The sequence below is a fragment of the Nocardia sp. NPDC059228 genome, from assembly GCF_042754245.1.
In the GTDB taxonomy this organism is placed as follows: domain Bacteria; phylum Actinomycetota; class Actinomycetes; order Mycobacteriales; family Mycobacteriaceae; genus Nocardia.
The window spans coordinates 152,954-174,123 of sequence record NZ_JBHZAL010000007.1 but is presented as its reverse complement, the minus strand read 5'-3'; the positions used below and the strand labels follow the sequence as shown (position 1 = coordinate 174,123).

General features: G+C 67.5%; 18 protein-coding genes. 8 read left to right on the top strand and 10 right to left on the bottom strand.

Annotation, left to right across the window (positions count from 1 at the left end; all coding sequences use genetic code 11):
* Positions 1-552 precede the first annotated feature (552 nt).
* The gene (locus ACFXKA_RS14615; RefSeq protein ID WP_379427574.1) at positions 553-1,674 is read right to left on the bottom strand and encodes a HoxN/HupN/NixA family nickel/cobalt transporter; all 1,122 of its coding nucleotides are present in this window, start codon (positions 1,672-1,674) and stop codon (positions 553-555) included.
* 122 nt (positions 1,675-1,796) lie between these two features.
* Between ACFXKA_RS14615 and ACFXKA_RS14610 the strand changes: the two genes are divergently transcribed.
* Positions 1,797-2,363 (top strand): Fur family transcriptional regulator, encoded by a 567-nt coding sequence (locus ACFXKA_RS14610; RefSeq protein WP_379427573.1) that lies wholly within the window; start codon positions 1,797-1,799, stop codon positions 2,361-2,363.
* A 258-nt stretch (positions 2,364-2,621) separates the two neighbouring features.
* On the opposite strand, the gene ACFXKA_RS14605 is transcribed toward ACFXKA_RS14610, so the two are convergent.
* Positions 2,622-3,005, bottom strand: coding sequence for a hypothetical protein (locus tag ACFXKA_RS14605; RefSeq protein ID WP_379427572.1), 384 nt, complete (start codon positions 3,003-3,005; stop codon positions 2,622-2,624).
* 182 nt (positions 3,006-3,187) lie between these two features.
* On the opposite strand from ACFXKA_RS14605, the gene ACFXKA_RS14600 reads away from it, so the two are divergent.
* Together ACFXKA_RS14600 and ACFXKA_RS14595 are read left to right on the top strand one after the other, a co-directional pair.
* Positions 3,188-4,105 (top strand): helix-turn-helix domain-containing protein, encoded by a 918-nt coding sequence (locus ACFXKA_RS14600; RefSeq protein WP_379427571.1) that lies wholly within the window; start codon positions 3,188-3,190, stop codon positions 4,103-4,105.
* The gene (locus ACFXKA_RS14595; RefSeq protein WP_379427570.1) at positions 4,092-4,304 is read left to right on the top strand and encodes a DUF397 domain-containing protein; all 213 of its coding nucleotides are present in this window, start codon (positions 4,092-4,094) and stop codon (positions 4,302-4,304) included. The genes ACFXKA_RS14600 and ACFXKA_RS14595 overlap by 14 nt, the downstream gene beginning before the upstream one ends.
* 274 nt (positions 4,305-4,578) lie before the next feature.
* Here the strand turns inward: ACFXKA_RS14595 and ACFXKA_RS14590 are convergent, their stop codons facing one another.
* From ACFXKA_RS14590 to ACFXKA_RS14565, 6 genes are all read right to left on the bottom strand, one after another.
* A complete protein-coding gene (locus ACFXKA_RS14590; RefSeq protein WP_379427569.1) occupies positions 4,579-5,022 on the bottom strand; it encodes a hypothetical protein in 444 nt (147 codons plus the stop codon).
* 154 nt (positions 5,023-5,176) lie between these two features.
* Positions 5,177-5,566: a peptidase inhibitor family I36 protein gene (locus ACFXKA_RS14585; RefSeq protein WP_379427568.1), complete on the bottom strand. Its 390-nt coding sequence runs from the start codon at positions 5,564-5,566 to the stop codon at positions 5,177-5,179.
* A gap of 83 nt (positions 5,567-5,649) precedes the next feature.
* Entirely contained in the window at positions 5,650-6,618 is a 969-nt protein-coding gene (locus ACFXKA_RS14580) for a short-chain dehydrogenase/reductase (protein WP_379427567.1), read from the bottom strand.
* Positions 6,618-8,093, bottom strand: coding sequence for a flavin-containing monooxygenase (locus tag ACFXKA_RS14575; RefSeq protein ID WP_379427566.1), 1,476 nt, complete (start codon positions 8,091-8,093; stop codon positions 6,618-6,620). The genes ACFXKA_RS14580 and ACFXKA_RS14575 overlap by 1 nt, the downstream gene beginning before the upstream one ends.
* 38 nt (positions 8,094-8,131) lie before the next feature.
* On the bottom strand, positions 8,132-9,151 hold the full coding sequence (locus ACFXKA_RS14570; protein WP_379427652.1) for a PDR/VanB family oxidoreductase: 1,020 nt from the start codon (positions 9,149-9,151) through the stop codon (positions 8,132-8,134).
* Positions 9,152-9,306: 155 nt separating this feature from the next.
* Entirely contained in the window at positions 9,307-10,200 is an 894-nt protein-coding gene (locus ACFXKA_RS14565) for a metal-dependent hydrolase (RefSeq protein ID WP_354838142.1), read from the bottom strand.
* Positions 10,201-10,298: 98 nt separating this feature from the next.
* On the opposite strand from ACFXKA_RS14565, the gene ACFXKA_RS14560 reads away from it, so the two are divergent.
* Positions 10,299-10,913, top strand: a complete 615-nt coding sequence (locus tag ACFXKA_RS14560) for a helix-turn-helix domain-containing protein (protein ID WP_354838144.1) — start codon at positions 10,299-10,301, stop codon at positions 10,911-10,913.
* Positions 10,914-10,925: 12 nt separating this feature from the next.
* Here ACFXKA_RS14560 and ACFXKA_RS14555 read toward each other — a convergent pair whose 3' ends face one another.
* Positions 10,926-11,342 carry a PaaI family thioesterase gene (locus ACFXKA_RS14555; protein ID WP_379427565.1) on the bottom strand — a complete coding sequence of 139 codons (417 nt, stop codon included), beginning with the start codon at positions 11,340-11,342 and terminating at the stop codon, positions 10,926-10,928.
* 218 nt (positions 11,343-11,560) lie between these two features.
* On the opposite strand from ACFXKA_RS14555, the gene ACFXKA_RS14550 reads away from it, so the two are divergent.
* From ACFXKA_RS14550 to ACFXKA_RS14535, 4 genes are all read left to right on the top strand, one after another.
* The gene (locus ACFXKA_RS14550) at positions 11,561-14,698 is read left to right on the top strand and encodes an ATP-binding protein (RefSeq protein ID WP_379427564.1); all 3,138 of its coding nucleotides are present in this window, start codon (positions 11,561-11,563) and stop codon (positions 14,696-14,698) included.
* A gap of 458 nt (positions 14,699-15,156) precedes the next feature.
* A complete protein-coding gene (locus ACFXKA_RS14545; protein WP_379427563.1) occupies positions 15,157-15,774 on the top strand; it encodes an NADPH-dependent F420 reductase in 618 nt (205 codons plus the stop codon).
* Between the two features lie 148 nt (positions 15,775-15,922).
* Positions 15,923-16,819, top strand: a complete 897-nt coding sequence (locus ACFXKA_RS14540; protein ID WP_379427651.1) for a class I SAM-dependent methyltransferase — start codon at positions 15,923-15,925, stop codon at positions 16,817-16,819.
* 42 nt (positions 16,820-16,861) lie between these two features.
* The gene (locus ACFXKA_RS14535) at positions 16,862-19,426 is read left to right on the top strand and encodes an FHA domain-containing protein (protein WP_379427562.1); all 2,565 of its coding nucleotides are present in this window, start codon (positions 16,862-16,864) and stop codon (positions 19,424-19,426) included.
* Between the two features lie 97 nt (positions 19,427-19,523).
* Here ACFXKA_RS14535 and ACFXKA_RS14530 read toward each other — a convergent pair whose 3' ends face one another.
* Positions 19,524-20,909: a serine hydrolase domain-containing protein gene (locus ACFXKA_RS14530; RefSeq protein ID WP_379427561.1), complete on the bottom strand. Its 1,386-nt coding sequence runs from the start codon at positions 20,907-20,909 to the stop codon at positions 19,524-19,526.
* Positions 20,910-21,170: the final 261 nt, after the last annotated feature.

Here is a 21,170-nt window from a genome sequence, read left to right as displayed (position 1 = left end):
CGAGTTTGCTGGTCGTCGAATCCTCCTCGCAGGTAAGGAATTTCGCGCGTTCCGCGACAACCGTGCTTTTCCCGGTCGACGCGCTCCGACGCTCCAGCATAAGTGTGTCGAACCCAATACAAGACCAATCGGTCCGGTTCGGGGCGAAAAGACTTCTGCGGCCGCTTACGGACAGAGCCGGATATGAGGGCACAACTCGTGCGCACCCGCCGATGGTCCGGGCATCCCGAATATCACCGCGGCGTGCTGGTATGCATGCATTGCCGTAAAACTCACCCGATACAGAAAAGGAACCGGGATATGACCGACGAACACTCCCACGTCGAGCCCCATACCCACCCACACAGTCACGGCGCCCAGACCCATACTCATGCACACAGCACGCACGAGCATGACCACAGCGAACACGAACACACCCATACACACGAGGACGGGACCGTGCATTCGCATCGCCATGTACATCAAAGTGATCTACTCGACGATCACTCGCACACCCACGACTGAGCCGAACCGCACGGGAACACCGCTGCGGTGTGGCCGAGCGTCAGCCGGTCAGTCGTGGTGGTCGGTTCCGGGCTGGAGTCCGGCAGTCCATTTCTCTTCGATGCGTCCATAGCGCCAGGCGAGGATGGCGATGGCCCAGGTCGCGACGAACAGCCCGACGATGAGATAGCCGATCAGGTTGAGGTCCAGGGCGCTGATCCAGTCGAAGAAGCCCCCGGTCCAGTCGAATTGGTCGGCGAGCAGGCCGAGAAGTTCGATGGTGCCGATGATGAGGGCGACCGCGACCGAGAGCGCGGTGATGGTGATGTTGTAGTAGACCTTGCGTACCGGTTTGGCGAAGGCCCAGCCGTAGGCGAAGTTCATGAAGCTGCCGTCGATGGTGTCGAGCAGGCTCATGCCGGCGGCGAACAGGATCGGCAGGCACAGGATCGCGTACCAGGGCAGGCCCGCCGCCGCGCTGGTGCCGGCCAGGAACAGCAGCGCGACTTCGGTGGCGGTGTCGAACCCGAGGCCGAACAGCAGCCCGATCGGGTACATCTGCCAGGGCTTGGTCACCGACTTCATCACCGGACCCAGCAGTCGGTTCACCAAACCACGTTGTGCGAGTTGGTTTTCCAGCTCCGCCTCGTCGAACTCGCCGCCGCGCATGCGCCGGAACACACGCAGGATGCCCACCAGCACAGCGATATTGATGATCGCGATGATGTAGAGGAACGTCCCCGAGATGGTCGTTCCGATCAGTCCGGTGTAATGGTGCAGCGCCGAGGAGTCGTCCTCGACCGGCCCGACGATGGCCTGCACGCCGATCGAGAGCAGCAGCGCCAGACCGAAGACGACGCTGGAGTGGCCGAGGGAGAAGAAGAATCCGACCGACAGCGGTCGTTGCCCGTCGTGCATGAGTTTGCGGGTGGTGTTGTCGATCGCGGCGATGTGGTCGGCGTCGAAGGCATGCCGCATGCCCAGTGTGTAGGCGGTCAAGCCGACGCCGACACCCAGGGTCCGGTCGCCCAGACTGAAATGCTGCGGAGCGACGAACGCGACCAGGGTGAACCACCCCAGCACGTGCAAGCCGATGATGACCCCGGCCATCGCGGCCAGCCGCAGCCATTCCGGACGGGTCAACGCCAGCCGATCGGTGACCGCGCGAAAGGGTCTCAGGATTGCAGACATCACGATATGCCCTCTCCGCACGAGCCGAATTCATCGAAGGTAGAACGCATCCCGGCTTGTTGCAACTGATTGGCAAGACGGGGGTTGGCGGTTGAGCGGGTCGAAACGGCAGACTGGGGGCCATGGCGCGCGTTTCGCACCTCACTCACGCCCCGGCGCCGGCCGGTGAGCACAACGCTCGTCATTTGCTGCGCAGCCACGGACTGCGGTGCACCACACCGCGACTGGCTGTGCTGTCGATCCTGGACGGCTCGCGCGAGCAGGGACACCTGACCGTGGCCCAGATCCAGCAGGGCCTCGCTTCGGCCGGCCACGAGGTCGACCTCACCACCGTCTACCGGACCGTCGCGACCCTGGTCGACGCGGAAGTGCTGCACGCCTTGGTCATCGACGAACGGATCACCAGTTACGGACTCACCGACATCCCGCACCATCATGCGGTGTGCACCCGGTGTGGCGTGCTCGACGAGGTCCCCTCGGCACATCTCACCGTGGCCCTGGCCGAAGCACGCAACGGCAGCCGCTCGCCCTGCCCGACACCGGCGGACTCACCCTGCACGGACTGTGCCCAGCCTGCCAGCAGGACACCGAGAATTGACCACGCAAGAGTCGCGGTCGACTGCTCGATGGTTTTGCGGGGTCAATTCATGTTCGCGATGTGGTGCCGGATGACGTCGTCGACCGCGTGACGAGTCGGGCCGGAATCCGGGGGATCGGCGCCGTCGAGAATGGAGTCGAGAATGGCGGCCCGGTCGAGAGTCGCCGGGACTCGGTGTGATTCACGCGCGCTGACAATGACCGCGTGCAACACCGTTGCATAGATCTGGGAGCGGGGCACGGTCGGTCGCCACCCGCACCTCTCACGCTCGCGCAAGCGGACCTCGACGATATCGAGAACATCCTTGATCACCTGAATCTCGACTCGGTCGTAGTCATCCCGGTCGCAGTCATCGCAGGGCATGGCGACCGCCGAGAAACACTGCGCCCCAACCGGAGAGCGCGTCGCGTAGCACGGCGAGCGGCGGTCTCCGGGCTGCTCGGGTTCGCGTAGCACGCGGGTCCAGCACCATCCGTCCGGCCGCGACCAGCTCGGTCCGTGCCCGCCGCCGCATCCGGCAGGTATCCACCCCGCACCCGAGATGCAGCTGCATAGCCGTATGCGCTTGCGCGGCAGTGAGTTCACCGGGGTCCGAATAACACGACCACAACCCACGGATCGCATACCCGCCGCGAATGAGCTCGGCATTCATACGGTTGGAGCCGGCAACCTTCCGCTCGCCTTCGATGCGGTCGATGATGGCCTGCACCGACCATTGGTTGTCGCTCGACATCTCGCTGCCTCCCTGCTGTCGTTGTGGTTCCAGCACACCACCAGCGATACAGGGGATACAGTGATATTGGGTACCCGGCCCGAAGTCGTCCAAAGCTCTATGAGCCGACCCGTAAATCCTGTGGACCGCACCCGATTTCGTGCTCCGATCGACCCGATTTCACGTAGTGATGGGACGTCGACATGACCAATGCGTACGACGACGACACCGAGAACACTCCGAGTTCGACTCTGCCGAGGCGGCAATTAGGTCGGTTCCTACGCGAATGGCGCGAAGCCAATGGCTTTACCATCGCGACCGCCGCGAAACTGGTCGATTTGTCCGCGTCGGCTCTGCAGCGGATCGAGGCGGGCCAGACCCAGAAGGTGCGCAAGCAAGACGTGCGTGCACTGTGTGAGATCTACGGGGTCGGCTCCGGTGATGCCGCTGCCGCAGCCGATTTGGCGGCCGTGGCCAGAACGCAAGGCTGGTATCACGCGTATGGCGGACTGTATTCGGATGCGTTCAACATGTATGTGGGACTCGAAGCAGCTGCGCGGCGACTGACCACCTACCACGAGCACATTCCCGGACTGCTGCAGACGGCTGACTACGCCCGCGCCATCATCGGCGCGTATCCGGGATTCGCCGATTCCACCGACGTCGACCGCCGAGTCGAACATCGGCTGAGGCGACAGGCGATCGTTACTCGCAAGACCAATCCTGTTGTCCTGGAGGTGTTGCTGCACGAGTCGGCATTGCACCGGATGATCGGCAACCGGCAGACCATGGCCGCCCAGTTGCGCCACCTGGCCGAAGTATCGAAGCTGGACAACCTCTCGGTGCGCATTCACCCGTTCGCGGCGGGGATGACCTGGGGAATGCCACGAGGGTCGTTCACGGTCTTGGAGTTCGACGTCGACCCCGGGCATGAACCAGTAGAACCGCCCATCGTGTATATCGAGGGCGGGCCGACCCAGGACGTGTACCTGGAAAAACCCGACGAAGTGCGACTCTATAGTGAGCTTGCGTCAGCGATTCGAAGCTCGGCACTGGACGGTGGACCCACCCGGGATTTGGTACGCCGGGTGACGAAGGAGTATGAGCGTGAGCAGCATTGATCCCTCCGAGCCCACGTGGTTCAAAAGCAGCTACAGCGGCAGTCAAGGTGATTGCGTCGAGGTCGCGCATCTGGACGGTGGCATGGTCGGTGTCCGGGACTCCAAGAATCCGACCGGTCCGGCTCTGGTCTTCGGGCCGGGGGAGTGGGATGCCTTCACGTCCGGTGTGGTCGGCGGGAAGTTCGGTCATCCGGCCTGACCTGGTTCGCCCTGATGCTGCGGTGACTGGTCGAGTAGATCATCGGGTTTCGCCTGACGCGCAACTTCCGAGGGGTCGGCACCGCAGTGACACCGATGTGGGTGCGTGGCCGTGCGTGATCTCGGTGGTGCGGATCATGGCGTGGCGGAGCCGGTTTCGTTGATGGTCCGAGGCGCGTTCGAAGGCTCGGCCCGCTCCCTGTCGGAAACGAGGGAGCGGGCGTCCGCCGATTCTTCCTGCCGGACCGAGGGTTCCGGGGCGGCCGAACCTTCGGCTAGCCGGAGATGCTGGGGAGCGGGCAGCCGAAGCTGCCGGTGGAGCTGGCTGCGCCGACCTGGACGGTCAGCGGTGTCAATGGCATGGGGCTGTTGAAGCTGAAACCGGCTGTGGCGGTGAGGACGTGCTGGCCCGGGGTGGCCGGTGTCCACGAGACTTCGGCCGGGTTGCCGAGCAGGCTGGTGCCGACCTTGCCGGTGCCGATGGTGGCTCCGTTGTCGTAGAAGGTGACGGGCATCTCGTTGAACGCGCTGCTGCCGCCGCCGACCAGGTCGCCGCTGGTCAGCGTGTAGCTGCACCCGGCCTGCGGGTTCGAGCCCTTCAGTGTCACCTCGCCGATGCCGGCGGCCGCGGCGTCCGGAGCCGCGGCCAGCAGCAGCGCGCCCGTGCCCGCGACCGCCGTCACGGCGAGTTTCGCGTGGCGCACCCAGGGTGTTGTCATGACGTCCCTTTCACTACGAGATGTCCGCGCGGTCACGAACATCCGACGCGATCCGCGACCACGCCGAGATAGTGAAATTAACATGCTTCAAAATTGATCGAGCCCGATTCGCGGCAGCCGGACCGGCAGCCGACCGGCTGCGCGAAGCTCCCGGTCAGTCGCAGAGCTGAACCGCGTCGGTCTTCTTGTCGGCATAGCGCGAGAGAGTGCCACGCTCGTCGTCCTGAATGACCGCGAGGGTTTCCCAGTGGTCGCCCATCCAGTTGAGGAGGGTGACCTGCTGGCCGGTCCGGTTCCAGTACGAGGTGAGCAGATCGCCCTTGCCGGCATTCCCGATGTCGTGGAGGAAGCAGTCGGAGTTGGCCTGGACAACGAGGTTTCCGGTGCCGTCGCGACCCTCCCATCCGCAGAACCGGCCACCGGGGCAGTCGTAGGCGTAGGCGTGCGCGGGGGTGGCGGCGACCAGGGATGTGGCGGTGAGCGCGCCGAATGTCGAGGCGACAGCGGCGAGGGGCGCGAGACGCGCGGTGTTCGAGCGGGACACTGTTTCCTCCTCTGGCGGGACACCCAACCGCGGGTGCTGCCGAGAAGCGTATGGACAGCTGCCGGTTCCGGACGTCCGCCGAACTACTCACCGCGCCTACTCATTCGAAGCGGGCGGCCGGCACCTGGCTGGACCTGTATTCGCCGGACCTGCAATGGAATTGAACTCGGCGATGTCAGCCGGTTCTCGATACCGCGGCGCTCGACCTCCCGCAGCAGCGCGTGCACCCGCGGGTCACGGGCGAGGCGGGAATCGAGCACGGTATTGATCACGCCGCGCAGCAGCGAGTAGGGCATCCAGGCCAGCGGTGAAATGGCCTGCGGTGCGCGGTGCTCGATGGCGTCGGCAATGGTGCGCGCGGCGTGCTCGGCGGTGATGCGGGTGCTCAGCGGCCACGGCAGCAGCGCCTCGATGCGGCGGCCGAGTTCGTCCCGGTCGAGGGTCGAGTGGGTCATCTCGGTGTCGACGATCCCGAAATAGGCGACGCCCGCGGACGCCCCGTGCGGCGCCAGCTCGACCCGCAGCGCCCGGCCGAGCTGCTCCACCGCCGCCTTGCTGATCATGTACGGGGCGCCGCCCATCCCCGGAGCGAAAGCGGCGCATGAGGATACGACCTCGACATGCCCGCCTGCGGCGATGATGTGGTCCAGCGCCGGGTGCACGGTGTTGAACACACCGGTGAGGTTGATGCCGATGACCCGGTCGAACTCGGCGGGCTCCATGGTCCGCAGCGTCGCCGGCGGCGGCACCACGCCCGCGTTCGCCACCACGATGTCGAGATGCCCGAAGTAGGCGACCACCTGCGGAATCGCCTCGGCCATGGCGGCCCGGTCGGAGACATCCGCGATCACCGGCAGCGCCCGATCACCCAGGGCGGCGGCCAGCGAGGTGGCCGCCCGGGCATCGACATCGACGATGGCCACCGACGCGCCCCGCCGGTACAGCACCCCGGCGAGTTCGCGGCCGATACCCTGACCGGCCCCGGTGATGAGGGCGACCCGCCCTTCGGGACGGAAGGGGCCGGGACCGGGGAGACAGCGCGGAGTGGACATCAGCGGCTCATTTCGTAGGAGTCGGAGTCGAAACGCCGGGTGCGCCGGCGGTATTCGAAGCTCCAGTTGGGGTACAGGCCGGCATTGCGGCCATCGGCGGTGGTGTAGTAGCTCTGGCAGCCGCCGGTCAGCCACACGGTGCCGGCGCTGCGGCGCTCCATCTCGTCGAGGAAATCGTCCTGCACCTCGGGACGCAGCTCGATACGGTCGATTCCCCTGTCGCGCATGGTCTTCACCGCATCCACGATGTAGGCGATCTGGGATTCGATCATGTAGACGGCCGATTGGTTCCCGGCCGCGCCGAACGGGCCCAGCGTGCAGAAGAAGTTGGGGAATCCTGCGACGGCCGCGCCCAGATAGCTCTGCGGCTCATGGTGATACAGGTCCGCGATGGACTGCCCGTGCCGTCCGATATAGCGGTGATACGCCGACGGAATCGAGGTGAAGCCGGTGCCGAAGATGATGGTGTCGACCGCGTGCTCGGTGCCGTCGCGCAGCACGATCGAATGCGGGCGCACCTCGGCGATGCCGTCGGTGACGACCTCGACATTCGGCTGATCCAGCGCGGGCAGATAGGCATCGGAGAAGATGGCGCGTTTGCATCCGATGACATAGTCCGGGGTCAGGGTCTTGCGCAGCGCGGGATCGCGCACCTGCCGTAGCAGCTGCAATCGGCCCAGCGCCTCGTATGGATGCCGGAAACGCCTGTCCACCAGCGAGATCAGGCCGAATCCCTCGATGGCGGCGTACCAGCCACCACGGATCGCCCTCTGGGCGAGAGGAATCCGCCGCAGCAGTGTTCGTTCCAACCCCAGCGTGCGCCGGTCCATTCGCGGCACGATCCACGGCGCGGAGCGCTGGAACAGCAGCAGCCGGTCGACCACCGGCTGGATCTCCGGCACGAACTGCACCGCCGACGCGCCCGTGCCGATCACGGCCACGCGTTCGCCGGTCAGGTCATGGTCGTGATCCCAATGCAGCGAGTGGAAGGCCTTGCCCGCGAACCGATCCAGCCCCGGCAGCTCGGGATACTTGGCCTCCGCGAAGATACCCGCCGCGGAGATCAGGACATCGGCGGTGAGCGCACCCCGGCTGGTCTCCACCCGCCACCGCGAGTGCGCCTCGTCCCAGCGGGCGTCCAGCAGCTCGGCGCCGAATCGGATGTGCCGCACCACATCGTGGTCCGCGGCGACCCGGCGCAGATACTCCAGGATCTCGGCCTGCCGCCCATAGGTTCGCGACCAGTCCGGATTCGGGGCGAACGAATAGCTGTAGAGCTGTGAGGGGACATCGCAGGCGCAGCCGGGATAGGTATTGGCCCGCCAGGTCCCGCCCAGATCCTCGGCGCGCTCGAGGATCACCAGGTCCTCGAAACCGGCCTCGCGCAGTTTGATCGCCAGGCCGATGCCCCCGAATCCCGCCCCGACGACAGCGATCCCGACATGCTCGGCCGGTGCCGAATCAGGTTCGGCCACAGCTGTTTCCGTATCAATCGACATGAGTGTTCCCGCGTTCAGAGATCGAGCACGAGCGCGTCACCGCAGGCGCGGGACACGCAGAGCAACATCCGGTTCTCCCGCTCGGCCGCGGTGAGCAGCCGGTCGCGGTGGTCCACGTCGCCCGCGCGGACCCCGACCTTGCAGGTGCCGCAGAAGCCCTGGCGGCAGGAGTAGTTCACATCGGGCAGCACCCGCCGCACCGCCGTGAGCGCCGTCTCCTCCGCGCCGACCCGGACCGTCCGGCCGCTGCGCGCCAGGGTGAGGTCGAAGGCTCGACCGTCGACCACGGGCGGCGCCGAAAAGCGTTCCGTGTGCAGCGATCCCGTCGGATCCAGCGTGAACCGGCAGCGCTGCGCCGCCGCCAGCATGGCGGGCGGACCGCACACGTACACGGCCGCACCGGGTGCCGCGCTCGCGATGATCGCGGCGACGTCGGGTGGTCCGAGCTCGTCGTCGGGCCGTATCTCCGCGTCGGGCAGCTCGTCCAGGAACGGCATCGTCGCCCGCGACCGCCCCGCGTACACCAGTCGCCCGCGCGACCCGGCGGCCCGCACCATCGGCAGGATCGGGGTGATGCCGATCCCGCCCGCCAGGAACAGATACGACGGCGCGTCCACCAGCGTGAAAGCATTGCGCGGCCCGCGAATTCGCATGCGGTCCCCGACCCGCAGCGACTCGTGCAGCTCGCGCGACCCGCCCTCGCCGTCCGGGATCAGCCGCACCGCGATCCGGTACCGCGTCCGATCCCGTGGATCTCCGCACAGCGAGTACTGCCGTTGCCGCCCCGAGGGCAGGAACACGTCCACGTGCGCCCCGGGCCGCCAGCTCGGCAGGTCCCGCCCGTCCGGGGCCCGCAGCGCCACCGCGAGCACATCGGGCGCGGGCCGCTCCAGCCGCTCCACGACGGTGGCCAACTCGAAACCACTGCGGCGCACCGGATTCGACGGCGACAGCAGCCGTGCCGCGCGGCCGCTCACGAACAGCTGCTTGTAGGCGTCCATCATCCCGCCGAGCATCCGCAGGCTCGCGGGCATCGTCCCCGCATCCACGGGGTCGACCGCATGCGCCCGACCGGTCGCGCTCGCCTGGTCCGGGCTGCCGGACCGGTGCGCCGGGCCGACCCGTGCCGGGGCGGCCGTTCGGCTCCTGGCGCCCAATTGGATTCGCGTGCTCACGCTGTCCTCCGGGCTCACTCGGCAGCCGCCCGCGCCGCTGGAGAGTGCGCGAGATAGCGCAACGCCACATCCATCGGTCCCAGCTGCGAGGGGTGGAAACCCGGCCGCAGATACCGCGGAATCTCGGTGAAGAACACCGTCCAGCTGGGAATCACGCCGCGCCGCGTCGCGCTCAGGAACTGCCGCGCCCAGAAGCGGCCCTTCCGCGGCGACGGATCCTTCCGGTACAGATACCCGGCCGAAATGATGAACAACGGCAGCAGCGTCGCGCTGGCCAGTACCGCGGTGCGCGCCTTCCGCAGATACCCGCCGTCGAGGTACATGTACGCGTCGTAGACCACGCTGCGGTGCTCGACCTCCTCGGCCCCGTGCCAGCGCACCAGGTCCAGCATGGCCGGATGCATGCCCTCGGCCTCCAGAATGTCGGCATTGAGCAGCCATTCGCCGATGACGGCCGTGTAGTGCTCCATCCCGGCGAACAGGCCCAGCCGCTCCTTGAGCCACTCTTCCCGCGCCCGGCCGCTCAGTCCGTGATCGCCGAGAATCCGGTCGACGAGCCAGGCAATGGCATCGACATAGGAGTCGACGTCCAGCCCGAGGGACTGCAGGTGCCGGCGCGCCGCCTCGTGACTGCTGGCGTGCATGGACTCCTGCCCGATGAACCCGGTCACCTCCTCCCGCAGCCGCTCGTCGTGGATGTGGGGGAGGGCCTCCGCCAGCGTCTGCGCCATGGCCCGTTCGCCCTCCGGCAGCACCAGGTGCATGACATCGACAATGTGGGTTGCCAGGACTTCGCCCGGAATGTAGTGCAGCGGAACGGAATCGAAATCGAACCGCACATCGCGGGCGGAGATGGCGTGCGCCTCGTCGCGGTAGTGGCGCTGCGCCGCGCCAGCCTTGTCAGCCATGATCGAACCGTACAGCGCAACAAATCCTATTGCAATGTTGCAGCTACAAATTGTCCAAGATTGTTGCATAGGGGGTGGCGCCTGCTAGCGTGGATCCGGTGACGACCGCGTCGAAAAACCCGCTGACCCGCACGGATGCCGCCGATGACATCGAGACGCGCATTCTCGACGCGGCACTCGTGCAGTTCCAGAAGGTCGGGGTCAAGAAGACGACGATCGAGGACGTCGCCAAGCAGGCCGGCGTCGACCGGGTGACCGTCTACCGCCGGCTCGGCTCCCGCGACGACCTGGTGCAGGCCGTCGTCAGCCGCGAGGTCGGCAACCTGCTGGCCGAACTGTCGAGCATGCCGGACCGGCACGACGACCTACCCGGACTGGTTGCCGACATCTTCGTCACCGTCATCACCCGCTGGCGGGCCCATCCGCTGGTGGAGCGGCTGCTCGCGGTCGAGCCGGACCGAATCCTGGTGAAACTCACCGTCGAAGGCGCGACCACCTTCGCCATGTCGGTCGCGGCCACCATCCAGATCCTGGAGCGGGCCGCCGCCCAGGGCCTGTTCGAGGCCCCGGACGATCTGGCCGCGCGCACCGAAATCGGCTGCCGCATAGTGCATTCGCTGATTCTCGTCGGCGGCGGCGCGGCCACCCTCGAAACCCCGGACGAGCTGGGGGAATTCGCGCGCACGTATCTGGTGCCGATCCTCGTCGGATAGGCGGATGCCCGACTACAGCACCGCCTGGGTCTGGGTCACCTTGGCGACGAGTTTGCCCGCGTCGTCCCGGATTTCGGTCTCCACCACGATGAAGCTGCGCCCGGCGTGCAGCGGACGGGCCGTGGCGGTGGCGTGACCCGAGCGCAGGGCCCGCAGGAAGTTCGTCTTCGACTCCACCGTGGTCGTGCCCTGCTTGCCCGCCGGCAGATTCAGGAAAGCGCACACCGCGGCGGTGGCGTCGGCGAGCGACATGAGCGCGCCGCCGTGCATCGATCCGCCCAGGGTGCACAGGTTCTCGCGCCACTCCAGGCGGCTGCGCACCAGCTCCGGGCCGCATTCGAGGACCTGGACGCCCAGACCCTCGGTGAACGGCATGGTGGCGAACAGCTGCGCGCCAGTCGGAGCGGTGGCGATCTCGGTATCGGTCATGAGATCGACTGTGCCCGACGATGAGCCGTGAGTCGATTACCTTACGGGTAATCGGATTTGCGTATGCCAGCGTGACCGCTGATTTCGTGCCGGTCGGGGTAACTCACCGGGCACGTCCAGAAGTGGTTCGGCGCCGAACCGCCGGCACGGGTGCGCGACAGATAGCGGCTCTCAGCTGTCCGCTGAAGGCGCGGAGAGGCGGAGGAGTGGAGGTTGGTGTGCTCGGGCCCGTTCGGGTCCATGCGGAGGATGGGACGCCGGTGGAGATCCCCGGCGTGCGGGTGCGGATGCTGCTGGCGCGGCTGGCGCTGGAATCGGGGCGGGACGTGCCGGTGACCGCGCTCATCGACGGGCTCTGGGGTGAGGAGCCGCCCGCCGAGGCGGCCGGAGCGCTGCAGGCCGCGGTGTCCCGGCTGCGGAAGGCATTGCGCGGCGTGGGCACGGTCGAATTCGGGACCGGCGGCTACCGGCTGCCCAGGGTGACGCTGGACGCCGATCGGTTCGAGGACCTGGTGCGGCAGGGCCGTCAGGACCTGGCCGCCGGGCGGGCGGAGGCCGCCACCCGCCGGCTGGGCGAGGCCCTCGCACTGTGGCGCGGACCCGCGCTCGGCGATGTGCAGGACGCACCGTTCGCCCAAGCCGCCGCGACCAGGCTGGATGATCTGCGGGCCGCGGCGGCCGAAGACCGGTTCGAGGCCGAGTTGCGGCTGGGCCGGTACGCCGATGTGCTCACCGATCTCGAGATCGCCGGAGCGGACAATCCGCTCAGCGAGCGGCTGGCCGCGCTGCGCATGCGGGCGCTGGCGGCGGCGGGGCGGCAGTCGGACGCACTGGCCGTATACGAGGAGATGCGGGAGCGGCTGGACGAGGAACTCGGCATCGACCCGGGGGCCACCCTGCGGGACACGCACCTCGCGCTGCTCCGGGGCGAACTCGAAATCCCCGCTCCGCGTTGGGAACCCGTGACGCGGACGCTGCCGGTACGGCTGACCGGATTCATCGGCCGCGAGGCGGAACTCACGGAACTGGCCGGGCTGCTGGCGGATTCGCGGCTGGTCACCATTGTCGGACCCGGCGGAGCGGGCAAGACCCGGCTCGCGCTGGAAGCCATGGACCGGCGGGCCACCGGGGCGGTGTTCTTCGTACCGCTGGCCGAACTGGGCGCGCCCGACCAGCTCGCGGACGCGGTGGCCGGGGCGCTCGACAGCGACTCCGCCGAGCGGCCGGACAAGGCCGCCCGGCTGACCGAACTACTGGACGTCGGGCCCGCGGTGCTGGTGCTCGACAACTGCGAGCACGTCATCGCGGCCGCCGCGGCCCTCGCCGAACAGCTGCTGGATCGGCTGCCGCAGCTGTGCGTGCTGGCCACCAGCCGGGAACCCCTGGCCATCACCGGCGAGGCGCTGTGCCACCTGGGACCGCTCGGCGTTCCGGCCGAGACAGCGGATCCCGTTGTGGCCCGGAGTGCACCGGCCGTGCGGCTGTTCACGGACCGCGCCGCCGCCATCCGCCCCGGCTTCACCCTCGACGACGCCACCGTCGCCCCCGTGGTGGAGATCTGCCGCCGACTCGACGGTCTCCCACTGGCGCTGGAACTCGCCGCCGCCAAACTGCGCGCCATGAGTGTCGACCAGGTCGCCCGGCGGCTCGGCGACCGCTTCCGGCTGCTCACCTCCGGCAGCCGCACCGCCCTGCCCCGGCAGCGCACCCTGCTCGCCCTGGTCGAATGGAGCTGGGACCTCCTCGACGAACCCGAAAAGATCCTGGCCCGAAGGCTTTCCGCCTTCCCCGGCGGCGCCACCACCGAGGCCGTCGAAGCCATCTGCGCCGACGGCGACCTCCCCATCGAGGACGTCGTCTACCTCCTCGACGCCCTGGTCGAGAAATCCCTCGTCACCGTCACCCCCGACGACCCGCCGCGCTACCGCATGCTCGAAACCATCCGCGCCTACGCCGCCGACCAGCTCACCCGCTCACCCGACGACCTGATCCCGCCCTTCACCGACTACTACCTCACCCTCGCCGAACACGCCGAACCCCACCTTCGCGGCACCGAACAGCTCACAGCCATCGCCCTTTTAGACGCCGAACACGCCAACCTCGCTGCGGCACTTCGTACCGCCCTCGGTACCAGCCCCGACCCCGAGACGGCGATGCGGCTCGTGCGGGCGATGTTCTGGTACTGGGGAATCCGGGGAATGAGCAGCCAGTTCGAGAGCTCGCTCGATGCGGTGCTGCGGTTCGGGGACGAGCTCCCGGCGGCCGCGCGGGCCGCCTTCCGAGTGATCGCGCTGATGGCCGGTTCGCCGCCCGCCGGGAGCTCGCTGACCGCGCTCATCGAGGACTGCGTGCAGGCCGGCGGGCTGGAATTCCATGCGGCCGTACCACTGTGGACGGCGCTCCTGGCGGCGCGCGCCGACGACGAGAAGCTGGCCGAGCGGCAGCTCGAACAGGCGCTGACCTGGCCGGACCCGTGGGTGCGGGCCAGCGCGCAGCTCGCCCGCGACATCGCCCTGACAGGGCAGGGGCGCCTGCACGAGGGGGCCGTCGCGCGACGGGAAGCCTTGCGCGGCTTCGAAATCGTCGGCGACCGCTGGGGTCTGGGCATGGCGCTGCTCGCGGTCGGCCGCGCCCATTCGCTGCGGGGCGACCACGACCAGGCCCGCGCCGCCTACGCCCGCGCCGTCACCCTCGCCTCCGAACTCGGCACCGAGGACGACATCGTCGCCGCCCGCACCGCCCTCGCCGACGAACGCATGCGCGCCGGCGAACTCGCCGAAGCCGCCCGCGACATCGACGCCGCCCAGCGCCTCGCCGCCGACCAGGGCTTCCCCCGCCTCGCCGCCGTCATCCTCCTCACCAGCGCCGAATTACACCGCCGCACCGGCGATATCACCCGCTCCGACCGAGAACTCGACCAACTCGAGCATCGCTTCCGCCACCTGCCCTATCCGGAAGCCATGGCCGCCAACCACATAACGGTCGCCCGCCTTCGCAACCGCCTCACCGAGGGATCGCCCGTCGCAGCCCGCGCCCTGCTGCCCCGCGCCATCGAAGGCGCCTTCACCTACGGCGATTCCGCCGCCACCGCGCAGGCCCAAGCCCACGCCGCCGAACTCCTCGCGAAACTCCTTCTCCTGGAAGACAACCCGTCCGCCGCCGCCACCGCCCTCGGCCTCGGCCAAGTCATCCGCGGCACCGCAGACCACGGCGAGCCCGAACTCACCGCCCTGACCGCCACCCTCACAAACCGGCTGGGCGACACCGAATACCACCACGCCTACCACCTCGGCGCAGACCTCCCTCGACCAGAGGCCCTGGCCCGCCTCGCGACAGAGGCCGCCCCTGCCCCGTAACCGAAACCAAGAAGTCGGCCCGCGACTCTCCAAACGCTGGACGCTGTATTCTGATCACCAGAGCTCGCCGCCCCTCGGTGAATTACGTCTTGCGGCATCAGGAAATTGGTAGAGACGTAACTGATAATCTCCATCCGGGTGGCGCCGATCGATTGACGCCGGGGCCCTGGAGCGATCCTCCGTCCATTACAAAAGTCAAGCTCATTCTTCATCGCGTACGACAGAGGAGTTGACTTCCATGCTCGCTGTTCAACTCACCCAATTCGGGGAGCCGGCACGGTCCTGGCCGTCGGGCCGGACGTCACGCACATCCGTCCGGGCGGCACGGTCCTGCTTCCCCTCGGCACCTTTTTCTGGTCCGAACCGGTCCTGGCCGAAGCCGCGAAGCTGACCGCCGTCGACCGGTCCATCAGCCTCGACCAGGCTGCGATGCTGACCATCAATCGAGGATGAGCGCCATGACCACGTACAGCACCATCGGCATTCTCGGAGCAGGAAATATCGGCCAGGCGGTCGCCGACAAGGCCGTCCGTCATGGCCATGAGGTACTCATCGGCAACAGCCGGGGCACGGAGACGCTCCGGGCCGTCGTGGAGCAGTTGGGGCCGAAGGCCCACGCGGTGACAGCCGGGGAGGCGGCACAGCCGGAACTCGTGTTCCTCGCGGTGCCGTTCTTCGCCGTGCCGGATCTGACCGGGCTCACCGACTGGTCCGGGAAGATCGTCGTCGACACCACGAATCAGTTCGCCGCGGCGAACCCCTGGCGGGGTCGCTACGACGTCGGTGACCTCACGGGCAGCGAGTGGGTCGCCGAGCGCCTTCCCGGCGCGCGGATCGTGAAGGCGTTCAACACCCTGTTCGCCGCATTCATCGCCGCGGACCCGCAGCATGCCGAAGGCCGGCAGGTGATCTTCTACGCGGGCGACGATGCCGATGCGAAAGCCGCCGTGGCCGGATTGCTGGACGAGTTCGGATTCGCCGGGCTGGACCTCGGTGGTCTACGTGCGGGCGGACAGCTGATGCAGCTGGACGGTCCGCTCAACGCCCGGCACCTGCTGCTTCAGGACGTCGGCTGATGCCCGGGTCATCCCGACCGACTCGGCCAGAGCGTGATAACCAGTTAGTTGCCGAAAGGTTCTGTATGGGAGCAGAATCGAGCGGGTGGAACGGGGCGTCGGCTCCGGTCGAGATAGTTCAGGCGATCGATGACACCACGAGGTGACCTTGATGCGAATGGACGGGGATAGCTGGGACATCGTGACGAGCGTGGGCCTGACCGCCTTGGGCGTCGCCACGTTTCGCGCACTCGAGACGATCGATCCCGAGCCGATGATCCGCGACGACTACGCGGCGTGGTTCGTCGAGGCGGCGGGTGAACCGCACTTCACCCAGATGCTGGAGGACCCGGCGTCGGTGGGCAACATGACGCGCTTCGGGCGGTTCATGGGTGTCCGGACGAGGTTCTTCGACGAGTTCTTCGCCACGGCGTGGCAGCAGGGTGTGCGGCAGGCGGTGATCCTGGCATCGGGTCTGGATGTGCGCGCGTACCGGCTGGATTGGCCCGCGGGCACGGTCGTCTTCGAGATCGATCAGCCCCGGGTGCTGGAATTCAAGGACCAGGTTCTCGCCGACCACGGTGCCGTGGCCAAGGCCGATCGGCGCGTGGTGGCGGTCGATCTGCGCGACGACTGGCCCGCTGCGCTCACCGCCGCGGGATTCGATCCGGAGCGGCCGACGGCATGGTCGGCCGAGGGGCTGTTGCCGTTCCTGCCGGGTTCGGCACACGACGCCCTGTTCGAACGCATCGACGCCCTGTCCGCGCCCGGCAGCAGCGTGGCCACCGACGACTTCGGCCGCGGCTTGGACCCGCAACGCTTCGAAGACACGGAGGAGAAGTTCTTCGGCAGCAACCCCTTCGGGAACCTGGACGTGAGCGACCTCTGGTACGACGACGCCCGCGCTGTTCCCGGCGACTGGCTGGCACGGCACGGCTGGTCGGTCCAGAGCACCGCCCCTGTCGACCTCGCCGCCGAATACGGCCACCCGATCACCGACATGCCCGCCGAATTGCTCGACCTCTTGCAGCAGGCGCACTATGTGAGCGCCGAAAAGCGCCGGTGAACTCGCATCTGGGATATAACAAAATTCAATACATGAAACAAATTGAGAAATATTCGGCTTCGATCTTGTGTCAGGTTCTGTCGGATTAGTATCTCGAAACCCATCAGCATTCACCGCGACAGTTCGGCATGGTCGTATACTCCCGTTATGGCGGATGAGCGGTCCTCCACGGAATTCCCCGAGTCGTCCGTTCTCGTGGTGCAGACGCGAGAACACGTCTATCGGCTACGCGCCGGGGGTGCATACAACATCGGCCGTGATCCGACCGCCGATATTGTCGTCACCGATCCGCGTGTTTCGGCCCTGCATGCTGTGTTGGAGCGCGGATCGGACGGTTGGGAAATCGAGGATGCGCACAGCCTGAACGGCACCTTCTTCGACGGTCAGCGCGTCGAACGGATGCTGATAGACCACGACGAGACCTTCAAGCTGGGGCATGCCAAAGATGGTGCGCGGCTGTCCTGCTCGCTGGAAGCATCACCCGAGCCAGAGCCCGAGCCGGATGACGATTTCGGTGGGGACACGATGGTCGTCCCGAATCCTGGCTATGACCTGGACGATGAAACCACGGTCACCAAGTTCGAGCCGGGCCTGCCCCGGCGAGTGTCACGGTCGTCGCCTCGGGCTACCCAGCCCACCGTGGTGGTACGGATCGGCTCGGGCACGCTCCGGATCGGGCGCGCCGCCGACAACGACATCGTCGTGCCCGACCTCATGGTCTCTCGCCACCACGCCGAACTACAGGTGATCGCCGAAGGCAAATATCGAGTCGTCGACCTCGACAGCCACAACGGCACCTACGTCAACGGCCACCGGATCGAGACCGCGGATCTGTCCGAATCCGACCTGATCGGCATGGGGCACACCACCTACCGGCTCGTCGGCGATGAGCTGCGCGAGTCCGTCGACACCGGTGACATCTCGGTCTGTGTCCAGAACCTCATCGTGCGGACACCGGAAGGCAAAGTGCTGCTCGATGACGTGACCTTCCCCATCGGGCAGCGCTCCCTCGTCGGGGTCATCGGACCCAGCGGAGCGGGCAAGTCGACGCTGTTGGGCGCGGTCACCGGGCTGCGGCCGGCGACCGAGGGGACCGTCCGCTACGACGGACGGGACCTGTACACCGATTACGACGAGCTGAGACACCGGATCGGGTTGGTTCCGCAGGAGGACATCCTGCACAAAGAGCTCGCGACGCGACGCGCCCTGCTCTACGCGGCCGAGCTGCGCTTCCCCGGTGACACGCAGAGCGAGGAGCGCGAGCAGCGAGTCGACGAAGTCCTCGACGAACTCGGCTTGTCGCGGCACGCCGACACCCGCATCGATCGGCTCTCCGGCGGGCAACGCAAACGGGTGAGCGTCGCATTGGAACTGCTGACCAAACCGTCGCTGTTGTTCCTCGACGAACCGACCTCCGGCCTGGATCCCGGCCTGGACAAGACGGTCATGGAAATGCTGTCCGAACTCGCCCACGACGGGCGGACCGTCATCGTCGTCACCCACAGCGTGGCGAATCTCGATTCCTGTGACCGCCTGCTGGTGCTGGTGCCCGGCGGCAAGCTTGCTTATTACGGGCCGCCCGCAGAGGGCTTGCAGGAGTTCGGGCAGCGCACCTGGGCCGAGGTGTTCCAGGCATTCGACCGGGAGGAGGACCGCGACTGGGCCGGTGAGTTCCGGAACTCCCCGCGCTTCGAGAACTACGTCGCTGTCGGGGAGACCGACGACATCGAACCGGCGGAGGTGCACACACCGGCGCCGCCGCCCGCGCCGCAGTCCAAGCTCAGCCAGCTCAGCACGCTGTGCCGGCGGTATCTGGCGGTGATCGCCTCGGACCGCAGTTATCTGGCGTTGCTCTGCGCGATGCCGCTGCTGCTGGGCGGCCTGATCGCCGCGGTGCCGTCGGGCGCCGGTTTCACCGGGGCGCCGGGAACCAACACCGATGCCTCGACCAAGCTCATGATCTTGATATTCGGTGCCTGCTTCATCGGTACCGGCAACGCGATTCGCGAGATCGTCAAGGAACAGACGATCTATCGCAGAGAACGCGCGGCAGGACTGTCGGCCGGAGTCTATTTGATGTCGAAACTGCTGGTCTTGGGCGTGATCACCGTCCTGCAGACGGCGGTGCTGTTCCTGATCGGCACCATCGGTGAGACTTTCCCGCCGACGGGGATATTCACCTCGGTCCAGCTGGAGTTGATCATGGCGATGGCGATGCTGGGCATCGCGTCGCTGACGTTGGGCTTGCTGGTGTCGGCCGCGGTGGACACCTCGGAAAAGACACTGCCGCTGCTGATCGTGCTGTCGATGGCGCAACTGGTGCTCACCGGCGGGCTCGTGCGGCTGCCCGGCACGCCCGTCCTGCAACAGCTGTCCTTCCTGTCGCCATCCCGTTGGGGCTACGGCGCTGCGGCGGCCAGCATCGACCTCGACACCCTCTCGCCGCACAATGGCGGGCCCGACCCGCTGTGGAAACACACCATCGGCACGTGGCTGCTCGATATGGGAGTCGTCGCCGGCCTGGCGGCGATCTTCCTCGCGCTGGCCTGGTATCGCCTGCACCAGATGCGGCCACGCCGCCGCGGCGCCCGCCCCGCCCGGATTTGAGCCGGGACGCACTCGGCGACCGGCTGTCCGCCGGCTCTCGACACGCCAATGAGAGGACGCCTGCCCGGTATCGGGGGCGCCCTCTCGTGCGGAGGTGTCAGGAGACCCGGGTGAAGACGCGGCCCGCGAGGTCGATGGCGGTGATGTCGCCGTTGGTGTCGCGGGTGAAGTAGCCGCGCTGGCCCTTGAAAGAGCCGTCGGTGATGACGTATTCGTCGCTGCCGGGAAGGAGGCCGAAGGGGAAGGGCGGGTGGTCCTGGGGTATCTCGGCGCCGGCGGCGGCACGGATTTCGGGCTTGACCCTGCAGTCGAGGTAGAGCTGGTCGCCGTCGGCGTAGCAGGTCATGGTCATGGCGTCGATGTCGTAGACGCCGAACAGTTCCGGGGCGCGCGCGGCGTCGAAGGGGGCCGGCTTGGGGTCCTGGTCGACGACGCCCAGGTAGTGCTCCAGGGCCCAGCGGATGATGGCCTGGTTGGCGGGGATGCCGTCGGGGCTGGCGTTCGAGAGCACGACCACCGCGAAATCGCGTTCGGGCACCAGCTGGAAATTGGCGAACTGGCCGAAGCCGGAACCGTCGTGGCCGACCGTGCGGACCCCGTCCACATCGCGCAGCATCCAGCACAGGCCGAAGGCGTCGGCGAGGGTGCTGGCCCGCAGCTCGACGGTCGGCTGCTGCATCCGGCGCATCAGCTCGGCCGGCAGCACCGGCGCGCCGCTGTCGGTGCGGCCGTCACCGAGGTGGAATCGGCCCCAGCGCAACAGATCCGACACCGTGGATCCGAGCCCGCCACCGGGGTTGTTGGCACGGCTGCCCTTCCAGGCCCGCGACACCTCGAGCTCGCCGTCCTGCTGCCGCTCGTGCCCGACGGCGAAGCGGCGGGTCATGACATCGCCCTCGAAGTAGAAGCTCTCGGCCAGCCCCACCGGCTCCAGCACCGTGTCGGCGACGATCTTTTCGAACGACTCCCCGGTCACCTTCTCGATGAGACGGCCCAGCAGGTTGAACCCCGCCTGGCTGTAGGACGCCCGCTCGCCGGGCGCGCCGATCAGCGGCAGCTCGGCCAGCGTGGCCACGAAGGCGGCCAGCCCGTCCGCACCGTCGCCGGTGTCGTTGATGATGTTCCACTCCAGCCCGGCGGTGTGGTTGAGCAGCTGCCGCACGGTGATCGTCGCCGCGGACTTCTCGTCGATCAGCTCCAGCTCCGGCACATAGGTGCGCACCGGCGCGTCCAGATCCACCCGGCCCGCCGCGACCAGCCGCATCAGGGCGGTGGCGGTGAAGGTCTTGCTGGTCGAGCCGATCGCGAAGATCGTATGCTCGGTGATCGGCACCGGGTTCTCGGTGCTGGTCACACCGACATTGGCGTGGATCTCCCGCCCGTCGACCCGGACGCCGACGGCGATGCCGGGCATCCCGTACTCGGCGGCGGTGGCCGCGACGAAATCGGTCAGGGCGGAATCGGTGTGCGCGTTCTCGGACATGGTGTTGCCTTTCGGTGATGGCTGTTCGTGCCCGGCTCGGGTGTTCCGGCCGGTGCCTCCGGTGTGTCCATGACGATGCCGACCCGCGCTGACAGCCCACCGACAGTGCGCTGACCGCCGCCCGTCAGTGGCGTGGATCCCGGTCAGCGGTGGATGTGAGTGAAGTCACCCGCGCCGATTTCCGGCTCCGACCGGGGTCTCGCCACCCTCTCAGGCGCAGCTCAGCTTCGAGTCAGCAATTGCTAAGAGGCTGTGGGCACC

Coding starts and splice junctions, on each gene's coding strand:
- ACFXKA_RS14600 (WP_379427571.1), top strand. CDS start 3,188: ATGACCAATGCGTACGACGACGACACCGAGAACACTCCGAGTTCGACT.
- ACFXKA_RS14610 (WP_379427573.1), top strand. CDS start 1,797: ATGGCGCGCGTTTCGCACCTCACTCACGCCCCGGCGCCGGCCGGTGAG.
- ACFXKA_RS14570 (WP_379427652.1), bottom strand. CDS start 9,151: ATGCCCGCGAGCCTGCGGATGCTCGGCGGGATGATGGACGCCTACAAG.
- ACFXKA_RS14565 (WP_354838142.1), bottom strand. CDS start 10,200: ATGGCTGACAAGGCTGGCGCGGCGCAGCGCCACTACCGCGACGAGGCG.
- ACFXKA_RS14530 (WP_379427561.1), bottom strand. CDS start 20,909: ATGTCCGAGAACGCGCACACCGATTCCGCCCTGACCGATTTCGTCGCG.
- ACFXKA_RS14590 (WP_379427569.1), bottom strand. CDS start 5,022: ATGACAACACCCTGGGTGCGCCACGCGAAACTCGCCGTGACGGCGGTC.
- ACFXKA_RS14615 (WP_379427574.1), bottom strand. CDS start 1,674: ATGTCTGCAATCCTGAGACCCTTTCGCGCGGTCACCGATCGGCTGGCG.
- ACFXKA_RS14605 (WP_379427572.1), bottom strand. CDS start 3,005: ATGTCGAGCGACAACCAATGGTCGGTGCAGGCCATCATCGACCGCATC.
- ACFXKA_RS14580 (WP_379427567.1), bottom strand. CDS start 6,618: ATGTCCACTCCGCGCTGTCTCCCCGGTCCCGGCCCCTTCCGTCCCGAA.
- ACFXKA_RS14555 (WP_379427565.1), bottom strand. CDS start 11,342: ATGACCGATACCGAGATCGCCACCGCTCCGACTGGCGCGCAGCTGTTC.
- ACFXKA_RS14545 (WP_379427563.1), top strand. CDS start 15,157: ATGACCACGTACAGCACCATCGGCATTCTCGGAGCAGGAAATATCGGC.